Annotated in this window: 17 protein-coding genes and 1 riboswitch; of the genes, 1 reads left to right on the top strand and 16 read right to left on the bottom strand. The window is 34.4% G+C overall.

Translation table 11 applies throughout. The features are described from left to right. Positions 1-9 precede the first annotated feature (9 nt). The 9 genes from metF to BW939_RS16140 form a co-directional block, all read right to left on the bottom strand. Complete coding sequence (metF, locus tag BW939_RS03155) at positions 10-966, bottom strand: methylenetetrahydrofolate reductase [NAD(P)H] (protein WP_076449676.1); 957 nt, start codon at positions 964-966, stop codon at positions 10-12. Positions 967-1,016: 50 nt separating this feature from the next. Next, positions 1,017-1,484 carry a hypothetical protein gene (locus BW939_RS03150; RefSeq protein WP_076449674.1) on the bottom strand — a complete coding sequence of 156 codons (468 nt, stop codon included), beginning with the start codon at positions 1,482-1,484 and terminating at the stop codon, positions 1,017-1,019. Positions 1,485-1,515: 31 nt separating this feature from the next. Further along, on the bottom strand, positions 1,516-4,230 hold the full coding sequence (gene metH, locus BW939_RS03145) for a methionine synthase (protein WP_228417092.1): 2,715 nt from the start codon (positions 4,228-4,230) through the stop codon (positions 1,516-1,518). Beyond that, positions 4,220-4,594 carry a four helix bundle protein gene (locus BW939_RS03140; protein ID WP_076449672.1) on the bottom strand — a complete coding sequence of 125 codons (375 nt, stop codon included), beginning with the start codon at positions 4,592-4,594 and terminating at the stop codon, positions 4,220-4,222. Before BW939_RS03140 ends, metH begins: the two co-directional genes overlap by 11 nt. A gap of 20 nt (positions 4,595-4,614) precedes the next feature. Further along, positions 4,615-5,625: a homocysteine S-methyltransferase family protein gene (locus BW939_RS03135; protein ID WP_076449670.1), complete on the bottom strand. Its 1,011-nt coding sequence runs from the start codon at positions 5,623-5,625 to the stop codon at positions 4,615-4,617. A gap of 181 nt (positions 5,626-5,806) precedes the next feature. Beyond that, positions 5,807-6,259 carry an IS200/IS605 family transposase gene (gene tnpA, locus BW939_RS03130; RefSeq protein ID WP_076449668.1) on the bottom strand — a complete coding sequence of 151 codons (453 nt, stop codon included), beginning with the start codon at positions 6,257-6,259 and terminating at the stop codon, positions 5,807-5,809. A 238-nt stretch (positions 6,260-6,497) separates the two neighbouring features. Further along, the gene (locus BW939_RS03125) at positions 6,498-7,664 is read right to left on the bottom strand and encodes an O-succinylhomoserine sulfhydrylase (RefSeq protein WP_076449666.1); all 1,167 of its coding nucleotides are present in this window, start codon (positions 7,662-7,664) and stop codon (positions 6,498-6,500) included. Positions 7,665-7,762: 98 nt separating this feature from the next. Beyond that, positions 7,763-9,298 (bottom strand): ACT domain-containing protein, encoded by a 1,536-nt coding sequence (locus BW939_RS16145; RefSeq protein WP_076449664.1) that lies wholly within the window; start codon positions 9,296-9,298, stop codon positions 7,763-7,765. Further along, on the bottom strand, positions 9,295-10,239 hold the full coding sequence (locus BW939_RS16140; RefSeq protein ID WP_076450127.1) for an alpha/beta fold hydrolase: 945 nt from the start codon (positions 10,237-10,239) through the stop codon (positions 9,295-9,297). The genes BW939_RS16145 and BW939_RS16140 overlap by 4 nt, the downstream gene beginning before the upstream one ends. 67 nt (positions 10,240-10,306) lie before the next feature. Then, positions 10,307-10,419, bottom strand: a riboswitch (SAM riboswitch). 184 nt (positions 10,420-10,603) lie between these two features. Between BW939_RS16140 and BW939_RS03110 the strand changes: the two genes are divergently transcribed. Next, on the top strand, positions 10,604-13,210 hold the full coding sequence (locus BW939_RS03110; RefSeq protein WP_076449662.1) for an MGH1-like glycoside hydrolase domain-containing protein: 2,607 nt from the start codon (positions 10,604-10,606) through the stop codon (positions 13,208-13,210). A 62-nt stretch (positions 13,211-13,272) separates the two neighbouring features. Here the strand turns inward: BW939_RS03110 and BW939_RS03105 are convergent, their stop codons facing one another. The 7 genes from BW939_RS03105 to BW939_RS03075 all read right to left on the bottom strand — a co-directional run bounded on the left by BW939_RS03105 (position 13,273) and on the right by BW939_RS03075 (position 20,216). Then, positions 13,273-13,698: an OsmC family protein gene (locus BW939_RS03105; protein WP_076449660.1), complete on the bottom strand. Its 426-nt coding sequence runs from the start codon at positions 13,696-13,698 to the stop codon at positions 13,273-13,275. Positions 13,699-13,895: 197 nt separating this feature from the next. Then, entirely contained in the window at positions 13,896-15,218 is a 1,323-nt protein-coding gene (locus tag BW939_RS03100; RefSeq protein ID WP_076449658.1) for a DUF58 domain-containing protein, read from the bottom strand. A 4-nt stretch (positions 15,219-15,222) separates the two neighbouring features. After that, a complete protein-coding gene (locus tag BW939_RS03095; protein WP_076449656.1) occupies positions 15,223-16,251 on the bottom strand; it encodes an AAA family ATPase in 1,029 nt (342 codons plus the stop codon). Between the two features lie 63 nt (positions 16,252-16,314). Further along, a complete protein-coding gene (locus BW939_RS03090; protein WP_076449654.1) occupies positions 16,315-17,475 on the bottom strand; it encodes a hypothetical protein in 1,161 nt (386 codons plus the stop codon). Between the two features lie 3 nt (positions 17,476-17,478). After that, positions 17,479-18,288, bottom strand: a complete 810-nt coding sequence (locus tag BW939_RS03085; RefSeq protein ID WP_076449652.1) for a hypothetical protein — start codon at positions 18,286-18,288, stop codon at positions 17,479-17,481. Then, a complete protein-coding gene (locus tag BW939_RS03080; RefSeq protein WP_076449650.1) occupies positions 18,281-19,243 on the bottom strand; it encodes a DUF4013 domain-containing protein in 963 nt (320 codons plus the stop codon). The genes BW939_RS03085 and BW939_RS03080 overlap by 8 nt, the downstream gene beginning before the upstream one ends. Then, positions 19,236-20,216, bottom strand: coding sequence for a stage II sporulation protein M (locus BW939_RS03075; protein ID WP_076449649.1), 981 nt, complete (start codon positions 20,214-20,216; stop codon positions 19,236-19,238). The genes BW939_RS03080 and BW939_RS03075 overlap by 8 nt, the downstream gene beginning before the upstream one ends. Positions 20,217-20,239 lie beyond the last annotated feature (23 nt).

Here is a 20,239-nt window from a genome sequence, read left to right as displayed (position 1 = left end):
ATTACTTTATTAGAATAACTCTCCGGCTACTTTTTTAATATTGTCACTTTTCCCCATCGAGTAAAAATGCAGTACGGGAACTCCAAAATCCAGCAATTCTTTGCATTGGCTGATTGCCCATTCTACACCGATTTGTTTTACTGCTTCGTTATTTTTTGCGTTTTCTACGGCATTGATTAAATCTTCGGGCAAATCTATTTTGAAAACCTGCGGTAAGAGCTTCAAGTGTTTTTTCGTAGCAATTGGTTTAATTCCCGGAATAATTGGAACAGTAATTCCCATTTCACGGGCTTTAGTAACAAACTCGATATACTTTTTATTATCAAAAAACATTTGCGTTACGATGTAATCTGCACCTGCGTCTACTTTTTGCTTCAGCCATTTCAGATCATAATTCATTGATGGCGCTTCCATGTGCTTTTCGGGATAACCGGCAACTCCGATGCAGAATTTGTTGTGATCATCACAAGCCTGATCGTCATGAAGATATTTTCCTCTGCCTAAATTATTGATCTGGTTTACCAAATCCATTGCGCTTGCGTGACCACCGGGAGTCGCTTCAAAATATTGGTGGCCTTTCATCGCGTCACCCCGCAGTGCCATAATATTATCAATTCCCAAATACATACAGTCTACCAAAAGATATTCTGTTTCTTCTTTTGTAAAGCCTCCACAAAGTAAATGCGGAACCGTATCTACATTATATTTATGCTGAATTGCAGCACAAATGCCCAAAGTTCCGGGACGCATTCTTGTGATTCTGCGCTCCATCAAACCGTTTCCTTTGTCGATGTACACATATTCTTCTCTTGATGTTGTCACGTCGATAAATGGAGGTTTAAATTCCATTAAGGGTTCGATGTTGGTATATAAATCTTCAATCCCGATTCCCTTTTGAGGCGGAACAACCTCTAAGGAAAATAGAGTTTTGCCGTTGGCGTTTTTTATGTGGTCTGTGATTTTCATTTATTTATTAATAGTAAGTTTTGACATTGAATTTGTTTTGATATGATTGTTTAATCACCACCAAAATAAATTTTCTTTATTGATTTTTGATTTGGATTAACACAGATAAGACCTATGAAATATGTAAAAAATTTGAAATCCCCTTCTATTTTTGATTGAGCACTGTCCCAACTGATATAATAAATTTCATCATTTTCGATATCAATTTTCTTAAAAACTTTTGTTACATAATTTTTAACTACTTCTAAATCTTCTCCCCAATCTTCTTTTTTAAATAGTTTTTTTAAAGTTTCCTTTAGTTCTACAAAATTTAATTTAATAAAATCATTTGCAGATAATAATCGAATTGTAAAAGGTCCAAATTGGCCAGGTCTTCTTTGCTCGGATAACATATCAGTTTTTAAAATATTTTCAAGGGAAACATTTTCCGATGAATATTTAAAAATACTTGCTTCATAAAACCCTAGATAGTTTTTTTCATCCACTTCGAACGTAGTCTGAATATGTTCAAAAATCATCTTTAATAATATTTTATCTTTAATTTATTATTTAAAATCCATCTGCCAAATTCGGATTCAGCCATTTTCTCGCTTCCTGTAAAGAAATTCCTTTCCTTACAGCATATTCTTTCAACTGGTCTTCTGAAATTTTTCCTACACCAAAATATTTGGCGTGTGGGCTTCCAAAATAATATCCGGAAACGGCTGCCGTTGGGAACATTGCCAAACTTTCAGTAAGATAAACACCGATGTTTTCTTCCACTTTCAATAAATCCCAAATGGCATGTTTTTCCAGATGGTCTGGACAAGCTGGATACCCCGGAGCCGGACGAATTCCTTTATACTTTTCAGCAATTAAGTCTTCGTTGCTTAAATTTTCCTGATTGGCATAACCCCAATATTCTGTACGAACTTTTTTATGTAAAAATTCTGCATAAGCTTCTGCAAAACGGTCGGCGATTGCTTTTACCATGATGGCGTTGTAATCGTCATTGTTTTTTTCGTACTGATCCGATAATTCATCTGTTCCAAAGCCTGTGCAAACACAGAAAGCCCCCATATAATCAGTCTTCCCTGAACTTTTTGGTGCAATAAAGTCGCTTAATGCGATATAGTCTTTTCCTTTTGATTTCTGAACCTGTTGTCTCAGCGTTAAAAATTTAGCCTTCTCCTGATCATTTTCATCGTATATTAAAATATCATCGGTTTCATTTGAATTGGCTTTAAAAATTCCGAAGATTGCTTTGGCAGTCAGTAATTTTTCATCAACAATTTTCTTTAAAATTTTCTGACCGTCTGCAAATAATTCTTTTGCCTGTTCGCCTACAACTCCATCATCAAAAATATTAGGATATTTACCGTGAAGATCCCAACTTCTGAAAAATGGCGACCAGTCTATAAACGGAATCAATTCTTCCAAATTCTGATTTTCAAAAACCTGAATTCCTAGATTTTTTGGAGTGAAAATTTCTTCATTTTCCCAATCGATTTTAAATTTATCTTTTCGGGCATCTTCAATTGAAACGTAATTTTTATCAACCTGCCTGTTTAGGAATTTCTCTCTGAAATCCGAATAGTCACTTTTCAGATCATCAACATATTCTTTATTTCGATCTCCCAATAATGAACTCACCACGTTGACTGCTCTGGAAGCATCATTCACGTGAACTACAGCATTTTTATATTTTAAATCAATCTTTACTGCAGTATGTGCCTTTGAAGTTGTTGCGCCGCCTATTAATAAAGGAAAATTTAAATTTTGTCTTTCCAGTTCTGAAGCGATGTACACCATTTCATCTAAGCTGGGCGTAATTAATCCGCTCAAACCAATAACATCCACCTTATGATCTATTGCTGCCTGAATAATTTTCTCGGCAGGAACCATCACACCCAAATCTACAATTTCGTAATTATTACAACCCAAAACTACACTCACAATATTTTTTCCGATATCGTGAACGTCACCTTTTACAGTTGCCATTAAAATTTTTCCGTTGGGTTTCTGCGCCACATCTTTTTCAGCTTCAATAAACGGTTGGAGATAAGCGACTGCTCTTTTCATTACTCTAGCAGACTTTACTACCTGTGGAAGAAACATTTTTCCGCTTCCGAATAAATCACCAACAACGCCCATTCCCGTCATCAGATTGACTTCAATCACATGAAGAGGTCTTTCCGACAGTAATCTTGCTTCTTCTACATCTTCTTCTATAAAACGGTCGATCCCTTTCACCAAAGAATGGGTGATTCTGTCTTGTAAAGGAAAAGTTCGCCATTCTAGTTCTTCAACTTTTTCTTTTTTAATTGATTTATTTCGTTCAGAATAATCTAAAAGTCGTTCTGTAGCATCTTCTCTTTTGTCTAGAATTACATCTTCTACCAATTCGAGAAGCTCTTTATTAATTTGATCATAAACTTCGAGCAATGCAGGATTTACAATTCCGATATTCATCCCGGCTTGAATTGCGTGATAAAGGAAAACCGAATGCATCGCTTCACGCACTGTATCGTTTCCACGGAAAGAGAATGAAACATTGGATACTCCCCCACTTACCGAAGCGTACGGAAGATTTTGTCTTACCCACCGTGTAGCTTCAATGAAATCAATTGCATTGCGACGGTGTTCGTCCATTCCTGTTGCAACGGGAAATATATTTAAATCGAAAATAATATCTTCTGCTGGAAATTTAACCTCATCTACTAAAATATCGTAAGAACGTTTGGTGATTTCGAGTCTTCTGTTGTAGTTATCGGCTTGCCCTACCTCATCAAAAGCCATAACGATAACCGCCGCACCGTATCTTTTGATGGCTTTGGCGTGTTTTACGAATTCCTCTTTTCCTTCTTTTAAACTGATAGAATTCACCACACATTTCCCCTGAACAACTTGTAAACCCGCCTCCAAAATTTCCCATTTGGAAGAATCTATCATGATTGGGATTTTGGAAATGTCTGGTTCGGAGCCAATAAGGTTGAGGAATTTAATCATTGAAGCTTTCCCATCGATCAATCCGTCATCAAAATTAACGTCGAGAATTTGTGCACCACCATCAACCTGATCTCTTGCGATATCAAGAGCTTCAGAAAATTTCTCTTCTTTTATTAATCTTAAAAACTTTTTGGATCCGGCAACATTGGTTCTTTCGCCAACGTTGATAAAATTGGATTCCGGGGTTATAATCAAAGGCTCGAGGCCTGATAAGCGAAGGTATTTGGGATATAGCGTTTGGTTTTTAGTTTTTAGCATCCCTTCTTTATTTTCCATCTTCTTGTTTTTTGAAATAATTTATAAATCCATTTAACAACTTTTTTGATGTCTGGATTTCTTCATCAATTGTACTGAAAAATGTTTCATCAATATAATTTTGATCAAACGCAATATATAGTTGAGTTTCTAATTCAAAAAGAGAACCTCTAGGTATGTATAAAAAAACCAGAGTTCCTTTTGGTGTATTTCTACCGCATCCTTCTGCAATGTTTGACGTAACAGAAACTGCATATCTCCTCATTTGATTCTTCAAACCAAATTGCTCACTATTTGGAAATTCTTTTGTTACTGTATAAATTGAGTTGGCCAATTTTCTTGCAAATAGCCAAACATCTAATTTTTTAAAATCCTGAAAACTCATATAAATCTAAATACAAAACACTAAAAACTAAGTACCACTTTTCTAGGCTCATATTTCTCAACCAGCTCTGCAATTGCTTTGATATGTTCTGGCGTTGTTCCGCAGCATCCACCGATGATGTTGATTAATCCTTTTTCCACATATTCTTTGATCTGAGTTGCCATTTGCTCAGGCGATTCGTCGTATTGTCCGAATGCATTAGGCAAACCGGCGTTTGGATATGCTGAAACACAGAATTCAGAGTTATGAGCAAGTGTTTCTAAATAAGGCGTTAACTGACTGGCTCCCAAAGCGCAGTTGAAACCAACACTTAGTAAATTTAAATGTGAAACTGAGATTAAAAATGCTTCAGCTGTTTGTCCGCTCAAGGTTCTTCCTGATGCATCAGTAATCGTTCCTGAAACCATGATTGGAATTTCAATTCCTCTTTCTTCCTGAATTTCATCGATTGCAAATAATGCTGCCTTTGCATTGAGTGTATCAAAAATTGTTTCAACCAAAAGAATGTCTGAACCCCCATCTAATAAAGCTTCCGACTGCTGTTTGTAAGCCAGTCTCAATTCTTCAAATGTAATTGCGCGGTAACCCGGATCGTTGACATCTGGACTTAAGCTCGCCGTTCTGTTTGTTGGACCAATTGAACCTGCAACAAACCTTGGCTTTTCGGGATTCTTTACTGTATATTCATCACAAACTTTTCTGGCGATTTTTGCAGATTCATAGTTGAGTTCGTACACCAAACCTTCCATGTGATAGTCTGCCATTGCAATGGTTGTTCCTGAAAACGTATTCGTTTCCAGAATGTCTGCGCCAGCTTCAAGATATTTTCTATGCACTTCCTCGATTGCTTCCGGTTGTGTAAGCGAAAGAAGATCGTTATTTCCCTGCACGGGATGTTCCCAATCTTTGAAACGCTCGCCACGGTAGTCTTCTTCTTGAAATTTATACCGCTGAAGCATTGTTCCCATGGCTCCGTCGAGAATGAGAATGCGATTTTGCAATGCTTTATATAGTTGTTCTGAATTTTTCATTTTAAATTTCTTTTATTTTGTAAAACCCTTTAAGGCTTTGTCATCACAGCATTGAGTCTTGACCAATGGTTATTTTTTTTGCGATACTGCACTACCCTGAAAGGGCTTTATCATTAGCATTGAGTGAAGCCTATTGAATAGAAGAGTTGTAGTTCCGCGAAGCCCTGAAAGGGCGACATCACTAATCCCAAACATATTCTTCATTATACTGAACATTATATTTTTTTAAAAATGCCCTATACTCATCCTGAAAACTTTTTATTTTATGATGCTCCTCTTGATTTTGAATATATTTCTTCACAACATCAATTTCAGTTGGATTTACAGAAAACGCTCCGTATCCACTTTGCCAATAAAAATTGGAAAACTCTTCATTCTTTGTCTTAATCCATCTTGAAGATGAGGATTTTACTTTTTCCATTAATTGTGTCAAAGCTATCTTTTTTGAAAGTGCACATAAAATATGAATATGATCTTTATAACCACCAACTTGCAGTGGATTACAATCCAGGCTTTTGCAAACACCTCCTAAATAATTAAACAATTCATCTTTAATATCTTCAGATATATTTGGTTCTCTGTTTTTGGTACTGAAAACAATGTGAATATAAATTCTGTTTAAAGATTGTGACATAACGAAGATTATTTATTAATCATTATTCGATTTTAAAAATTGATTACGCTCTTTCGGGGCTTTAAAAAAATGTTGCCTATTTTATTCAATATTCCTCTGGCTTCAACACTGGCTAATGATTTCGCCCTCTCAGGGCTTTCAAATTAACCTTCATGATGCATTGGTCTTCACCCAATACTGTTGAGGTATCCCTTTCAGGGCTAAACAAAATAAACTTATTTTAATAGTTTCTTTTAAATTAATCCAATGCCTGTTTCAAATCTGCGATAATATCGTCCACATTTTCCAAACCTACCGAACAACGAACCAAACCTGCTGTAATTCCTACTTCATTGCGTTCTTGGTCCTTTAATTTTGAATGTGTTGTTGATGCCGGATGTGTAACAATTGTTCTTGTATCACCCAAATTGGCAGACAGTGAGCACATTTTTATTTTATCTAAAAAACTTTTTCCGCCTTCTATTCCTCCTTTGATTTCAAAAGCAACGACATTACCGCCTAACTTCATTTGCTTTTTGGCAATCTCATAATTTGGATGAGACTTTAAGAAGGGGTATTTTACCAATTCAACATTGGGGTGATTTTCTAAAAACATTGCAACTTTCAAAGCATTTTCACAATGTCTTTCTACACGAATTGCCAGAGTTTCTAAGCTTTTTGATAAGACCCAAGCATTAAAAGGTGACATTGCAGGACCTGTATTTCTTGCAAAAAGGTAAATTTCTCTAATAAGATCTTCTCTACCTACCGCTACACCACCCAAAACACGACCCTGACCGTCCATCAGTTTAGTTGCGGAGTGCACTACGATATCAGCTCCGTATTTAATAGGCTGCTGAAGGTAAGGTGTGGCAAAACAATTGTCTACAATGAAAATAAGATTGTTTTTTTTGGCAATCTGACCGAAAAATTCTAAATCTAAAATTTCTATCGCAGGATTGGTTGGTGTTTCCAGATACAGAATTTTTGTATTAGGCTTGATGTATTTTTCTACGTTATCAGAATCTTCAGCTTTGAAATAGGTGGTTTCAATATTCCATTTTTTAAAATATTTTGTGAACAAGGTGTGTGTAGAACCAAAAACCGACTGGCAACTCAGGATGTGATCACCAGCGTTCAATAATGTTGCAAAAGTGGAATAAATAGCAGCCATTCCTGTAGCAAATGCATAACCCGCTTCTGCACCTTCCATTTTTACTATTTTATCTGTAAATTCTGTAACGTTCGGATTTGAAAACCGGCTGTAAAGATTTTTAGATTTTTCTTCCGCAAAACTCGCTCTCATGTCTTCTGAATCTTCAAAAACAAAGCTTGAAGTAAGATATAAAGGCGTAGAATGCTCATCAAACTGAGTTCTTTCAGTTTGTGTTCTTATGGCGAGGGTTTCGAAATGTTCGTTTTCCATATAATTTATTTTAATGTAAAATGTATTAATCTGGCAGTTTACCAATATTTGACATTGTTTATAGATTGTTACACTGATACATTGTTATATCGTTCCATTTATTTAGTAGCACTAATTCTTAAAATATCTCCAAAAACGCCTCTTGCGGTAACTTGCGCGCCGGCGCCGGCGCCCATGATAACAATAGGGTTTTCTCCATAACTCTCGGTATAAATTTCGAAAATTGAATCTGAACCTTTCAACTGCCCTAAAGCAGATGTTGCAGGAACAGAAATCAGTTTTACATCCAACTCACCTTTATCTTTCTGCAGATCTCCGTGCAAATCTCCTACATATCTTAAAACATGATTTGGTTTTTGATCTTCTTTAATTTTTTGGTAATCATCATCCAATTCTTCCAATCTTTCGATGAATTCTGATTTTGAAATTGAGCTCAATGCTTTTGGAACTAAATTTTGAATACTAATATCATCAAATTCATTGATCAAATCTAATTCTCTCGCCAAGATCAACAATTTTCTCGCCACATCATTTCCGGATAAATCTTCTCTTGGATCGGGTTCTGTAAAGCCTTTTTCTAAAGCTTCAGTGATGATAGTTGAGAATTGCTCTTCTCTTAAAGAAAAATTATTAAATACATAGCTCAATGTTCCTGAGAAAACGCCCTTTATTCTTGTGATATTTTCTCCTGAAAGATGTAGTAATTTAATAGTATCAATCAAAGGCAAACCTGCCCCAACATTGGTTTCGTAGAGATATTGTTTATTATTTTTCTCTAAAGATTTCCTTAGATTCCTGTATTGTGATATAGGAAGTGTGTTGTAAATTTTGTTGGATGAAACCACATCAAAACCATTTTCAACAAAAAAATCATAGTGCTTTACAAAATCTTTGCTTGCGGTATTATCTACCATCACAAGATTTTCTAAATGATGTTCTTTAGCATATCTAATAAGGTTTTCTACGTTTGATGGTGTCTGAGAATATTTCATTTTCTGCCTCCAGTCACTTCCGAAACCACCTTTGTTAAGAGCCATTTTTTTTGAATTGGCGATGGCAACTACTTTTAATTCTAATCTTTTTCTTTTTAAAATATCGTGTGCGGAGTCTAAAATCTGCTCCATTAAAGTACCACCTACATTTCCGTGACCAATTAAAGCCAGGTGAACTACCTTTGGTTTACCATAGATTTCAGTTTCCACGATACTTTTCGCAATATCAGTTTGGTCATCCGTTACCACAATGTTTACTCGTCCTGTCGTTGCAATTTGATTGAGCAACAGAGGGAAAATTTTATTTCTCTGCAGTTCAGATAATATTTTACTATAATTCTCAGAAACAAAACCTATTACAGCTACATTATTCACACAGTAAATATTATCTACAATAGCAGATGCTTTTTCTTCTCTAAATTCTTCGTTGAGAACACGCACTGCATTGATTGCATCTTTTTCGTCTACCAAAACGGAAATTCCGTTTTCTATTGCTTGCTGAGAAATTACTCCTACACTAATTCCCTCGTCATTTAATCTTTTAAAAATTCTAGAATCGATACCTATTTGCCCAAGAAAATTTTTTCCTTCAAAATTTACTAAAGCTTTGCTTTGGTAGATGTTTATTGTCTCTGTTGTCATATTTTCAGAATAGATTTGATGATATTGTTTAATTGTTGATATTCCATTAAAAAAGCGTCGTGCCCATGAATAGATTTAATTTCGTAATAGAAGACATTGTCTTTTTCGTTTTTTAAATTTTCAAAGCACATTCGGATTTGTGAACTAGAAAAAAACAAATCTGTGTCTACAGAAATTACATGTATTTCAGCTTTTATTTTTTTAAGCTTAGCTTCATCTGAATTTATATTCATCAACAAATGATTCATCATTTTATATGATGTTAAACTAAATCTATCGTTTAAAGCATTTCCATGATAAATAAGCCAATCTTCAGATTCTAGTTTATGTTTATCTTTATTAAATTTATTTTGAAACCTTTTATTTAATGACTCTGGCGTTCTATAGCACAACATAGCATGGATTCTGGCTTTCTGTAGAGGTTCATCATTTTGATTTAGTAAAAATTTTTGAACCAAACATTGTGCATGAAGCCAATCATGTGTTTTAAAATCACAAGCGATAGGAATGAAAACTTTTGCAAGCTGAGGATTTTTCACCAGCATTTCCCATCCTATTCCCCCACCTAAAGATCCTCCGATGATAGTATGTAAACTATTTATTTTTAAAATTTCTAGACCCTTTAAAAAGATACTTGCAATATCTGAAGGTGTGAAATCTTCATACCTTTCAATAAAAAAGCCATCATACCCATTTCCTGGGATATTGAAACAGATCACAGTATATTTATTGGTGTCAATTGCTTGATTTTCACCAATTAAATTTTTCCACCAGCCATTTTTTCCAGAAACATCTGAATTTCCCGTCAAAGCATGGTTAACTAAAATGATGGGAGCCGAAAATAAATCTTTCCCGAAAAGCTGATAGCTCAACGAGATATTGTATTCCTGTAGGGAATTGGTTTGATACGAAAAATTAATATAGTTTAGTTCTGTTTTCAATTCTATTATACTTTTTGATAATACAATTTGAAAATGCCACAAAGTAATGGCTGAAAAGAACTTCAGTAAGTTATCTGTCCAAAAAAATAAAACTTTTGGTAGAACGTAGCACCTTCTTCGCTTGCACAAAGGGTTGCTAAGGTTTCACAGGGTCTATCCCTCAACCTTTCTTGATAACATTTTCAATATGTGAATGATCGAATACTGCAAAGATATATCTTTTCCTTTAAATATTAAAATAATTTAATTTAACATTAAAAATCACCTTTACTAAAGCGTTTACTAGCTTTATTAATAAATATTCAAACATTAAAAATTGCTTTTCTTTCACAAAAAAATTAAATTCGTAGAGTAAAAGGAGTTTATGAGTGTAGAAAAAGAAAGATTAGATAGTAATAACTGGCAAGATTGGGGACCTTATGTAAGCAACAGGCAGTGGGGAAACGTGCGTGAGGACTATAGTTCAGACGGTAATGCTTGGAACTTTACCAATCATAATAATGCAGAAAGCTACTCTTACCGATGGGGAGAGGAAGGAATTGCGGGAATTTCAGACCATAAGCAATTACTTTGTTTTGCCTTATCTTTTTGGAATGGGAAAGATAAAATGATAAAAGAACGTTTTTTTGGACTTAGCAACCCTCAAGGAAATCATGGTGAAGATGTAAAAGAGCTATTCTACTATCTTGATAATACACCGACGCACAGCTACATGAAAATGCTGTATAAATATCCTATCAACGCATTTCCGTATGATGATATTCTTCAAGAAAACGCAAAACGCAATAAAAATGATACAGAATATGAAATTGTAGATACCGGAATTTTTGATAATGATGAGTATTTTGATATTTTTATAGAATATTGCAAAGCTGACCGAAACGACATCCTGGTTAAAGTAACCGCACACAACAGAAGCGAAATTGATGCGCCATTAACTGTGTTGCCTACTTTATGGTTCAGAAACAATTGGACATGGGGCTACAATAAATACAAAGGGCAACTCAACTCTTACTCAAATGACCAAGTCAACATTCATCACGATAGTATAGAAATAAAAAAACTTTACTCTAAATCTTCTGGCGAAACTCTTTTTTGTGAAAACGAAACCAACACCCCAAAAATCTATGGTCACTCTAAAAAAGAAAATGCTTTTTACAAAGACGGGATCAATGATTTTATCATTAAAAAAACGCCAACTGTAAATCCTGAAAAAAGAGGATCTAAAGCAGCAATTGCCATCACAAAAATAATTCCTGCGGGCAAATTTGAAGTCTTTGAATTTAAATTAGCTTCAGAAGAAGCTCATGACCCTTTTGATAATTTCGATAATATTTTTGCTGAAAGAAAAAATGATGCAAATGAATTCTACAAAAACATTCAAGAAGAAATCCTCAGTGAAGACGAAAAAAATGTACAGCGACAAGCTTTTGCAGGCCTACTTTGGAATAAGCAATTCTATCATTACAATGTAGGAAAATGGCTGAAAGGAGATCCCAATTTTAATGCCCCGCGAAACTTTAAACATTATGTGAGAAATGTTGAATGGGATCATCTTCATAATAAAGACATCATCTCAATGCCTGATAAATGGGAGTATCCATGGTATGCAACATGGGATCTTGCATTTCATTGTGTACCGTATGCGTTGATTGATGCTAATTTTGCAAAGAACCAACTTCTACTTCTTACCAAAGAATGGTACATGCATCCCAACGGCCAAATGCCTGCCTATGAATGGAATCTTAGCGATGTAAATCCTCCTGTCCACGCATGGTCTTGCTTTAGGGTATTTAAAATCGATGAAAAACACAATGGAAAGCCAGATCTTCTTTTTCTAGAAAAAGTATTCCAAAAACTACTTCTGAATTTCACTTGGTGGGTTAACCGAAAAGATAAAAATGGCAAAAACATCTTTGGTGGAGGCTTTTTGGGTCTAGACAATATCGGTGCTTTTGACCGAAATATGGAGCTGAGAGACGGTGAACATCTCGAGCAGGCAGATGGCACAAGCTGGATGGCAATGTACGCTCTGAATATGATGAGAATAGCGATGGAATTAGCCCAATACTATCAAGTGTATGAAGATATGGCAATTAAATTTTTTGAACACTATCTCTACATCGCCGAGGCTATGGAAAACCTTGGCGAAGGCACTAAAGGTCTTTGGAATGAGGAAGATGGCTTTTTCTATGATGTACTTCAACTGCAAAATGGCAATGCCGTTTCTTTGCGACTTCGAAGCATTGTAGGTTTGATTCCCTTATTTGCAGTAGAAATTATTGATCATCATCTTTTAGAAAAAATGCCAAATTTCCAAGGAAGGATGGAATGGATTCTGAAAAACAAACCAGAACTTGCCAAATTGGTTTCTCATTGGGATGAAGAAGGCCATGGACGTAAACACCTGATGAGCATCGTGAGAAGAACACGGTTAACAAAAGTCTTATCAAGAATGCTTGATGAAAAAGAATTTTTGAGCACCTACGGAATTCGTGCTATGTCTAAAGTTTATGAAGAAAAACCGTTTGTATTTTCTGTACATGGTACAGAAAACATAGTGTATTATACACCTGCAGAAAGCGACAGCCGAATGTTTGGAGGCAACAGCAACTGGAGAGGTCCTATTTGGTTCCCTATCAACTTCCTGATTGTTGAGAGTCTTCAGCGTTTCCATTTTTATTATGGTAATAGCTTGAGAGTAGAATTCCCTACAGGAAGTGGAGAAAAGAAAAACCTAGACGAAATCGCTCAAAATATAAGCACGAGACTTTGCTCTATTTTCTTAAAAGATGAAAACGGAAGAAGGGCTTTTAACGGAGAATATGATAAGTTTAATTTTGATGAAAATTTCAAAGATTATATTACTTTCTTTGAATATTTTCATGGAGATAACGGCCGCGGTGTAGGAGCGTCACACCAAACTGGCTGGACTGCCACGGTAGCAAAACTACTAAAGCCAAGATTATAACCAAAATAAGTCCTGCATTTTGCAGGACTTATTTTTTATTTCAATTACACTGAGAAGAAAGTTTACAAAACTACTTTCTCTCCGTTGACAAAAACTTCGTAACCGATTTTTACATTTGGCTCTAAAGTTTTTGAAACCGAGCAGTATTTTTCGAATGATAATTCTGATGCTTTTAAGGCTTTTTTGGGGTCAATATTTCCTTCTAAAAAGAATTTAAGGGTAATTGATTTGAACGGTTTTGCATCTTCTACCTCAACTCTTTTACCTTCAACTTCGGCTTTGAAATTTGTAATCTCTTGCCTTTGTTTTTTTAAAATTGAAACTACATCAATTCCGCTGCAACCTGCAACTGCCATCATTACGCTTTCCATCGGCGAAACGCCTTTTGCGCCAGGTTGCGAAGTATTATCTAGAAGTATTGAATTTCCTTGTGAATTGGTACATTCAAATAAAAATTCATTATTGATTCGGTTGAGTGTTATTTTCATAGGTATGAGTAATATAGGTGCAAAATTACAAAATCAATTTCATTTTCTCTTTCAATGAAGTATTTCATTAAAAAAAGCAAAATAAAATACTTTAAGAAAAAATGAAAAACTGTTATTTTAAAATGACTTAGAAGACATAAAAATCTAATTTTAGAGAAACTCTTTAAAACAGTGAGCGTTTTCTTCATCATTAAAATTTACAAAATCCCTCTCGCTTTTATTTCCAAATATTTATTAATTACATCTACATTAAGATTTTCTGGAAGCGTGTACACAGAAAAGATACCATATTTCCTTAATTCTTGAATAATAAGTTTTTTTTCAAATTCAAACTTTTCTGCAATGATCTGGTCATAAATTTCCTGGGTACTGTTCGGTTTCTTATGTATCAACTGGTGAAGCTCTGCATTTTTGAAGAAAACAACCACAAGCAAATGGTTTTTAGAAATTCCGCGGAGGTATTTTATTTGACGATTGAGCCCGTCTAATGTCTCAAAATTGGTAAAAAGTAAGATGAGACTTCTTTGGTTTAATGAAAAATTCACATCCTGATACAATCTATTGAAGTCACTTTCAAAAAAATCTGTTTTCACATTATACAAAGCTTCAGAAATTTTCTTGAGCTGCCCAGATTTATGATCTGCCGCGACCATATTCTCCGCTTTTTTAGAAAAGGTCATCATCCCTGCACGATCCCCTTTTTTAAGTATAATATGAGCCAAAGCCATCGATGCGTTAATAGAATAATCTAAAAGACTCAAACCCTTAAAAGGCATTTTCATCGTTCTTCCCTTGTCGATAATAATAAAAACACGTTGCGCTTTTTCATCCTGAAACTGATTGACCATTAATCTATTTGACTTTGAAGTCGCCTTCCAGTTGACGGTTCTTATGTCATCTCCTGGAACATATTCTTTAATTTGCTCAAACTCCATTGTATGACCTAGTTTCCGGATTTTTTTTGTTCCGCCAAGTAAAAATTCGTTTTGCAGAGCCATTAATTCATACTTCCTTAAATGAATGAACGAAGGATAAGCCGGCAACATCACATCTTTCTGAAATCTAAATCTTTTGGCAATAAGACCCAAAGGTGAAGAAGCGTAAACATTCAGTGCACCAAAACTGTACTCGCCTCTTTCTTTAGGTTCTAAAATATATTGAAAAAATAAGTTTTTTCTGCTCTCAATTTTCTTTTTAATTAAAAAATCCCTCTTCTGAAACTGAAATGGTATTTCATCAATTACATTCACATTAATTTTAAAGTTGTAGTTATTTTTAATGTCAATTTTTACAGGATTTTCGTCTCCGTTAGAAAGTTTTTCCGGTAAAATTCTCTGGGCAGAAACACCTTCTTTTTCATTAAATAAAAACAGATATTCTACGATTGCCAGCAAAAAAACCAGCAATAGAAAAATATGTGCAACCAACACTAACCAAGGAAAAAAAAAGGCAAAAACATAGATGATTCCCACTGAAATGAGCATCAAAAAAAAACGGGTATGAATGTACAGATTCTTCATTAAATTATCTCGGAATTTCTATTCCTTCTAAAATTTGTCTGATAATTTCATCCGCGGTAAGTCCTTCCATTTCTCTTTCCGGAGAAACGATTACTCTATGCCTTAAAACCGCAAAGCTTGCTTCTTTAATATCTTCCGGAGATACAAAATCTCTTCCCCTTAATGCAGCAAAAGCCTTTGACGCAGATAAGAGTGCCAAACTTGCCCTAGGTGATGCACCCAAATATAAAAATTGGTTTTCTCTTGTATTTATGGTGATTTTTGCAATATATTCTATCAGTTGAGGTTCTACCACAATTTCTTTTACCAAACTTTGGTATTTCTTCAATTCCTCAGAAGTAATGATTTTGTTTATGTGCTCTGTTTTATCCTCAACACGGCTTTGGTGCTGGTTTTTAATAATTGCAATTTCCTGCTCAAGAGTGGGATAACCTACATTAATTTTAAACAAGAAACGGTCAAGCTGCGCCTCCGGAAGTCTGTAAGTTCCCTCATGTTCAATAGGATTCTGCGTTGCAATAACTATAAAGGGTTCATTCATCGGATAACGAATTCCATCCATAGTAATCTGGCGTTCTTCCATTACTTCAAACAATGCAGACTGTGTTTTTGCTGGTGACCTATTGATTTCATCAATCAAAACAAAACTTGAAAAAATGGGTCCTTTTTTAAATTCAAATTCAGAGTTTCTGACATTAAAAATAGAAGTTCCCAAAATATCCGAGGGCATCAAATCTGGTGTAAACTGTATTCTGCTAAAGTCTACATCAATGGTTTTTGCCAATATTTTTGCGGTAATGGTTTTTGCAACTCCTGGTACACCTTCTATCAAAACATGCCCATTTGCCAAAAGTGCCACCAAAAGATGATTAATCATATCTTCCTGCCCAACAATAACTTTTGAAATTTCTTCTTTTACTTTTTGCAGACTATTTTTTAGATCTACCATATCTATTCTCTGTTCAAAATCGTTTTCAATTTTTGCCAAATTGATTTCTTGGTTTTCTGTATTTTGATATTCTGTGTTTTCCATTTAGATTATTGTTGTCTTTTATTATTTTAAAATTTGGTTTGCCCTCGTAGAATAAAACTAATTCTATTTCAAAATCTCATCCAGCAAGCTATTCATTTTCGTTAAATCATCTTTCGTTACATGGGCGTATGGATCTTGTGCTTTCTGTAGCAAGATGATAGCTTCGGCTATTTTATCTTCCGGTTTGCCGGTTTTCAGCTGTAGTTTTTTAGCAAAATCGTAATCAAGATTTTGTGTACTAATCAACAAATCTATCCTTACTTTATGCAGAAAATACTGTGCTTTTTTCGCTATCATTTCATGGAAATCTCCCTCTTGAAGATAAAGATTCCCGATGCTTTTCACAAAATCTACAGAAGAATTCTTTAACGGTTCAATAATCGGAATGATACGTTGTTTTCGCTTCACATTAAAGCATACAAACAAAAGCAATCCTCCTAGCAAAATCCACCATGCATATCTCAATGCAGGATTAGCGAGAATAAATCTCATAAAAGACTGAGACTCGCTGCTGCTTTTTTCGTCAGTAAACCAAAGTGTTTCCCTATCTTGAAGATATGAAAATACATCCTGAGCATATTGAAGGTTTTCTTTTTGTAGAAGATAATAATTGGTAAGAAAAAGAGGTTCAGAATGTATAAAAAAATGTCCTTTCCCAAATTTGGCTTTTATAAAACCAGCTTGATCCTCAGCATTTGGAGAAACAATTTTTCCCAAAATTTCAATTTCAGGTTTTATGTAGGTAAAACCTCGTCCGCCAGGGAATTTCTCAATTTTCGCAAAACTATTGAGAAATTTCTTATCTGTAAGTTTTAGAACTTCACTCTCGGCCTCATTAAAGTTTGATGTGTAAAAACCTATACTGTCTGCAATTTTTCTCGGAAACTGCTGTTTTATAATCATAGCATCTGAGCCATTGGCGACCTCATCCATTATTTTTTCCCAAGATAAAAGATCTATGTCTTTTTCTAAAACGAGAATATTATGTTGTTTTTTTTCATTGTTTTCGTAAAAATCGTAGGGGTTTACCGAAACTTTCTGAAGTTTATTTTTAAAGAGAAATTCTGCTTCGTGATCAAAAACATAAAGCCCAAAAGGGGATTTTTCGTCGATTTCAAAATTCTTTCGCCAATCGGTTACTTCGGTTTTATTCATCTCTAGCAAAGCAATGATGACCAATACAAAAACGAAGATTATAGCATATATTTTGAATGTTTTATTCATTTTCTAAGTTGTGATTATCGGTTTGAATGCCTGAAACTGTTCTTTAAATTTAAGATAAGAATTGTGATCTACACCAAAATCGCCATACCAAATATAATCGAAGATTAAAGCTAAATCTGAAAATCTATCCTTAAGATTTTTGTCTTTTATTTCATTGGTGTAGTCTGCATTTGTTTTCTCGGGATTCCATGAAATCAATTTTTGGTCGCTTAATTTTTTTAAAACTAAAAGAAACTGATACCTTACCGCCAATTTGTATTCTGCAGAATTTTCAAATTTTACAATTGTATCTGAAAAATTGATTTCATGGATGTTTTCGTGAAGATTTTCTTCTCTGATATCAATTTGAGAATTTTTCTTTACAAAGAAACTCATATTGTTTGATACCCAATATTTGATTAAAAAATAGATCAAAAATCCAACTAAAATGACCACGAAAATGATCAGAATTATTTTCCCTAAATTAAATGAAGTATTCACATTGCTGTAACCGAATATGCTATTTAAAAAAGCATTGATTTTCCGCATAAGCCGATCGAGGAAAGATTCTTCTGGAGTTTCTGTAGTGTAATTGAAATCTTGGCCTTTGTATCTTGACGAAAGATTTTCTTTAAACTTTTTGGTGTAAATTATATTTTCGGTCTGAGGTTTTTCTATAAGTAACGATTCGGAAGCAAGCATCCCGTCGAAGGGATTTCCTGCCTGTTGCACTTGCTCTACAGAATCAACTTCGCTAAATACAGAATCATACTCCTGTCCGAAAGCGAGAGCACTGAAGAAAAAAACATTCAATAAAACTAAAAACTTACGCATTGAGACCAATTGTATCTATTTCTTGAAATTCATTTTTCTGATGCAAATCTCTTCTGCTATCGAAGTATTGAAAACCTGCATTCACGTACAAAACATTCATTAAAAATGCTGAAATTACTATTGAGATACCATAGACGAATGTTATTAAAACACCAAATTCATCGGCCAAAGGATTATTATTAATATTTGAACTGGAAGTAGTAACAGTGAGCCTAAAAATAAGGATAAGAGCAGGAATAGCCATAAAAATAGTGGTAACCACATTGTACATAAGAAAAAGGATTGTGGTAGAACCCCAATATTTCCAGTAAGGCGACTTTTCTCTTCCGTTTTGATAAGAAAATTGGGATCTCAGGGCATAGCTTAAACTCCCAAAAAAACCTCGCTCAGTATAAATATAATCATAAACTAAAAATAGAACTGCATTGAAAAGTGTAGGAACCACAAAAAGCAACACCGGAATACCAATAATGAAGAATACCATCACATAAGAAATAGCCAATAGCAACGCAGCAGCAGGAATAACCAACAAAATTAAACCCAAATAAAGTTTAATAATTTTAGTAAAATTAGTTTTCAAATCTGAAATAATCTCATGAGCCTCTACTTCATCCTGCCCTTGTGCAATCCTTTTAAGATAGAAAACAGGATATAACAAGTTGAGAATCATCAATAAAGAATAAACAGCCAATACCAAAACTATATTAATAATCATTAAGCCAAGATTTTCATGTAAATATTTTTCGAAATAATCTGTTCCTCCGGTAAAATTTTTATTGAAAATCTCTCCTAAAAAATCTTTAAAGCCAAAGAAGATAACTACTATCAAAAGAATTAAAACCATCCCGTTGATCAATAAAAAATTCTTAAAATAGTTGCCTGCTTTGGTTTTGAAAAATCCAAAACTATCTGTAATGAAGCTTCCAAAGTCTCTGTTATTATAAAATTTAATCATTGTTTGTATTTTTTTGTTGCTTTGCTACGTAGTTGGGATAAACGAGATAATAACCTCCAATAAGAATCAGCGATCCAAAAATTATGAAGACATTAAGCGCCAGCGGCATTTCTAAAGCGTGTCTTGTAACATAACCCTCTATAATCCCTGCAGAAATCGTAAAAGGAACAGTACTTAAAAATATCTTGAATGAATCTTTAAAACCTTTTTTCAAGGAATTAAATCTAGATAACGTTTTCGGAAATAAAATTGAAGCCCCCAAAATAAGGCCGCACATCGCTTCTACAACCATCGAAAATATTTCAAATGTACCATGAAGCCAAATTCCTTTTGCACTATCTCCCAACGCACCATAATCATAAAAAAAATACTGAAAAGATCCCAGCATCACACAATTCGATAGAAGGGCATAGAAGGTTCCGAAACCGCCGGATATACCAAAAAGATAAAGTTTTGCTCCTACTTCCAGATTATTAAAAACAATACCAATTGTACTGCCCCAAGTAGAACCATCTTGATAAACCCCAACTGCATTTCCGTTTTTGATGTTTTCTACAGTTTCGTTAACGTAAGCCTGACCATTTGGAATGACTACAGCCAAAAAATCTTTATTGTAAGCTGCCGAAATCCAGCCGATGCAGGTAAACAAAATAAAAAATGCAAAAGCGTAAACCAAATACCTTCTGTATTGATGCACCAGCAAGGGAACTTCAGTTTTAAAATAATAAATCACGCGATTTTGCTCTACCCTTTTCGTTCTGTAGATTTTCTGAAAAATCTGAGACGAAAGATGATTGAGATACACCACGGTATTGCTTTTCGGATAATAAGTCTGCGCAAAAGAAAGATCATTGATCAGATTGATGTACAAAGATGACAGCTCATCGGGATTTTTTTTTAATTTCCCTTGAACAACCTCTTCTATTCCCAACCATTTTTCTTTATTTTGTTTAATAAAATAAACTTCTCTCATAATTGTAAGGCTAAAATAATAAA

This window comes from Chryseobacterium piscicola (assembly GCF_900156685.1).
Classification (GTDB): Bacteria; Bacteroidota; Bacteroidia; order Flavobacteriales; family Weeksellaceae; genus Chryseobacterium; species Chryseobacterium piscicola.
The sequence above is the reverse complement of the archived record's forward strand: the minus strand, read 5'-3'. Positions and strand labels throughout refer to the sequence as shown.

Coding starts and splice junctions, on each gene's coding strand:
- metF (WP_076449676.1), bottom strand. CDS start 966: ATGAAAATCACAGACCACATAAAAAACGCCAACGGCAAAACTCTATTT.
- BW939_RS03150 (WP_076449674.1), bottom strand. CDS start 1,484: ATGATTTTTGAACATATTCAGACTACGTTCGAAGTGGATGAAAAAAAC.
- metH (WP_228417092.1), bottom strand. CDS start 4,230: ATGGAAAATAAAGAAGGGATGCTAAAAACTAAAAACCAAACGCTATAT.
- BW939_RS03140 (WP_076449672.1), bottom strand. CDS start 4,594: ATGAGTTTTCAGGATTTTAAAAAATTAGATGTTTGGCTATTTGCAAGA.
- BW939_RS03135 (WP_076449670.1), bottom strand. CDS start 5,625: ATGAAAAATTCAGAACAACTATATAAAGCATTGCAAAATCGCATTCTC.
- tnpA (WP_076449668.1), bottom strand. CDS start 6,259: ATGTCACAATCTTTAAACAGAATTTATATTCACATTGTTTTCAGTACC.
- BW939_RS03125 (WP_076449666.1), bottom strand. CDS start 7,664: ATGGAAAACGAACATTTCGAAACCCTCGCCATAAGAACACAAACTGAA.
- BW939_RS16145 (WP_076449664.1), bottom strand. CDS start 9,298: ATGACAACAGAGACAATAAACATCTACCAAAGCAAAGCTTTAGTAAAT.
- BW939_RS03110 (WP_076449662.1), top strand. CDS start 10,604: ATGAGTGTAGAAAAAGAAAGATTAGATAGTAATAACTGGCAAGATTGG.
- BW939_RS03105 (WP_076449660.1), bottom strand. CDS start 13,698: ATGAAAATAACACTCAACCGAATCAATAATGAATTTTTATTTGAATGT.
- BW939_RS03100 (WP_076449658.1), bottom strand. CDS start 15,218: ATGAAGAATCTGTACATTCATACCCGTTTTTTTTTGATGCTCATTTCA.
- BW939_RS03095 (WP_076449656.1), bottom strand. CDS start 16,251: ATGGAAAACACAGAATATCAAAATACAGAAAACCAAGAAATCAATTTG.
- BW939_RS03090 (WP_076449654.1), bottom strand. CDS start 17,475: ATGAATAAAACATTCAAAATATATGCTATAATCTTCGTTTTTGTATTG.
- BW939_RS03085 (WP_076449652.1), bottom strand. CDS start 18,288: ATGCGTAAGTTTTTAGTTTTATTGAATGTTTTTTTCTTCAGTGCTCTC.
- BW939_RS03080 (WP_076449650.1), bottom strand. CDS start 19,243: ATGATTAAATTTTATAATAACAGAGACTTTGGAAGCTTCATTACAGAT.
- BW939_RS03075 (WP_076449649.1), bottom strand. CDS start 20,216: ATGAGAGAAGTTTATTTTATTAAACAAAATAAAGAAAAATGGTTGGGA.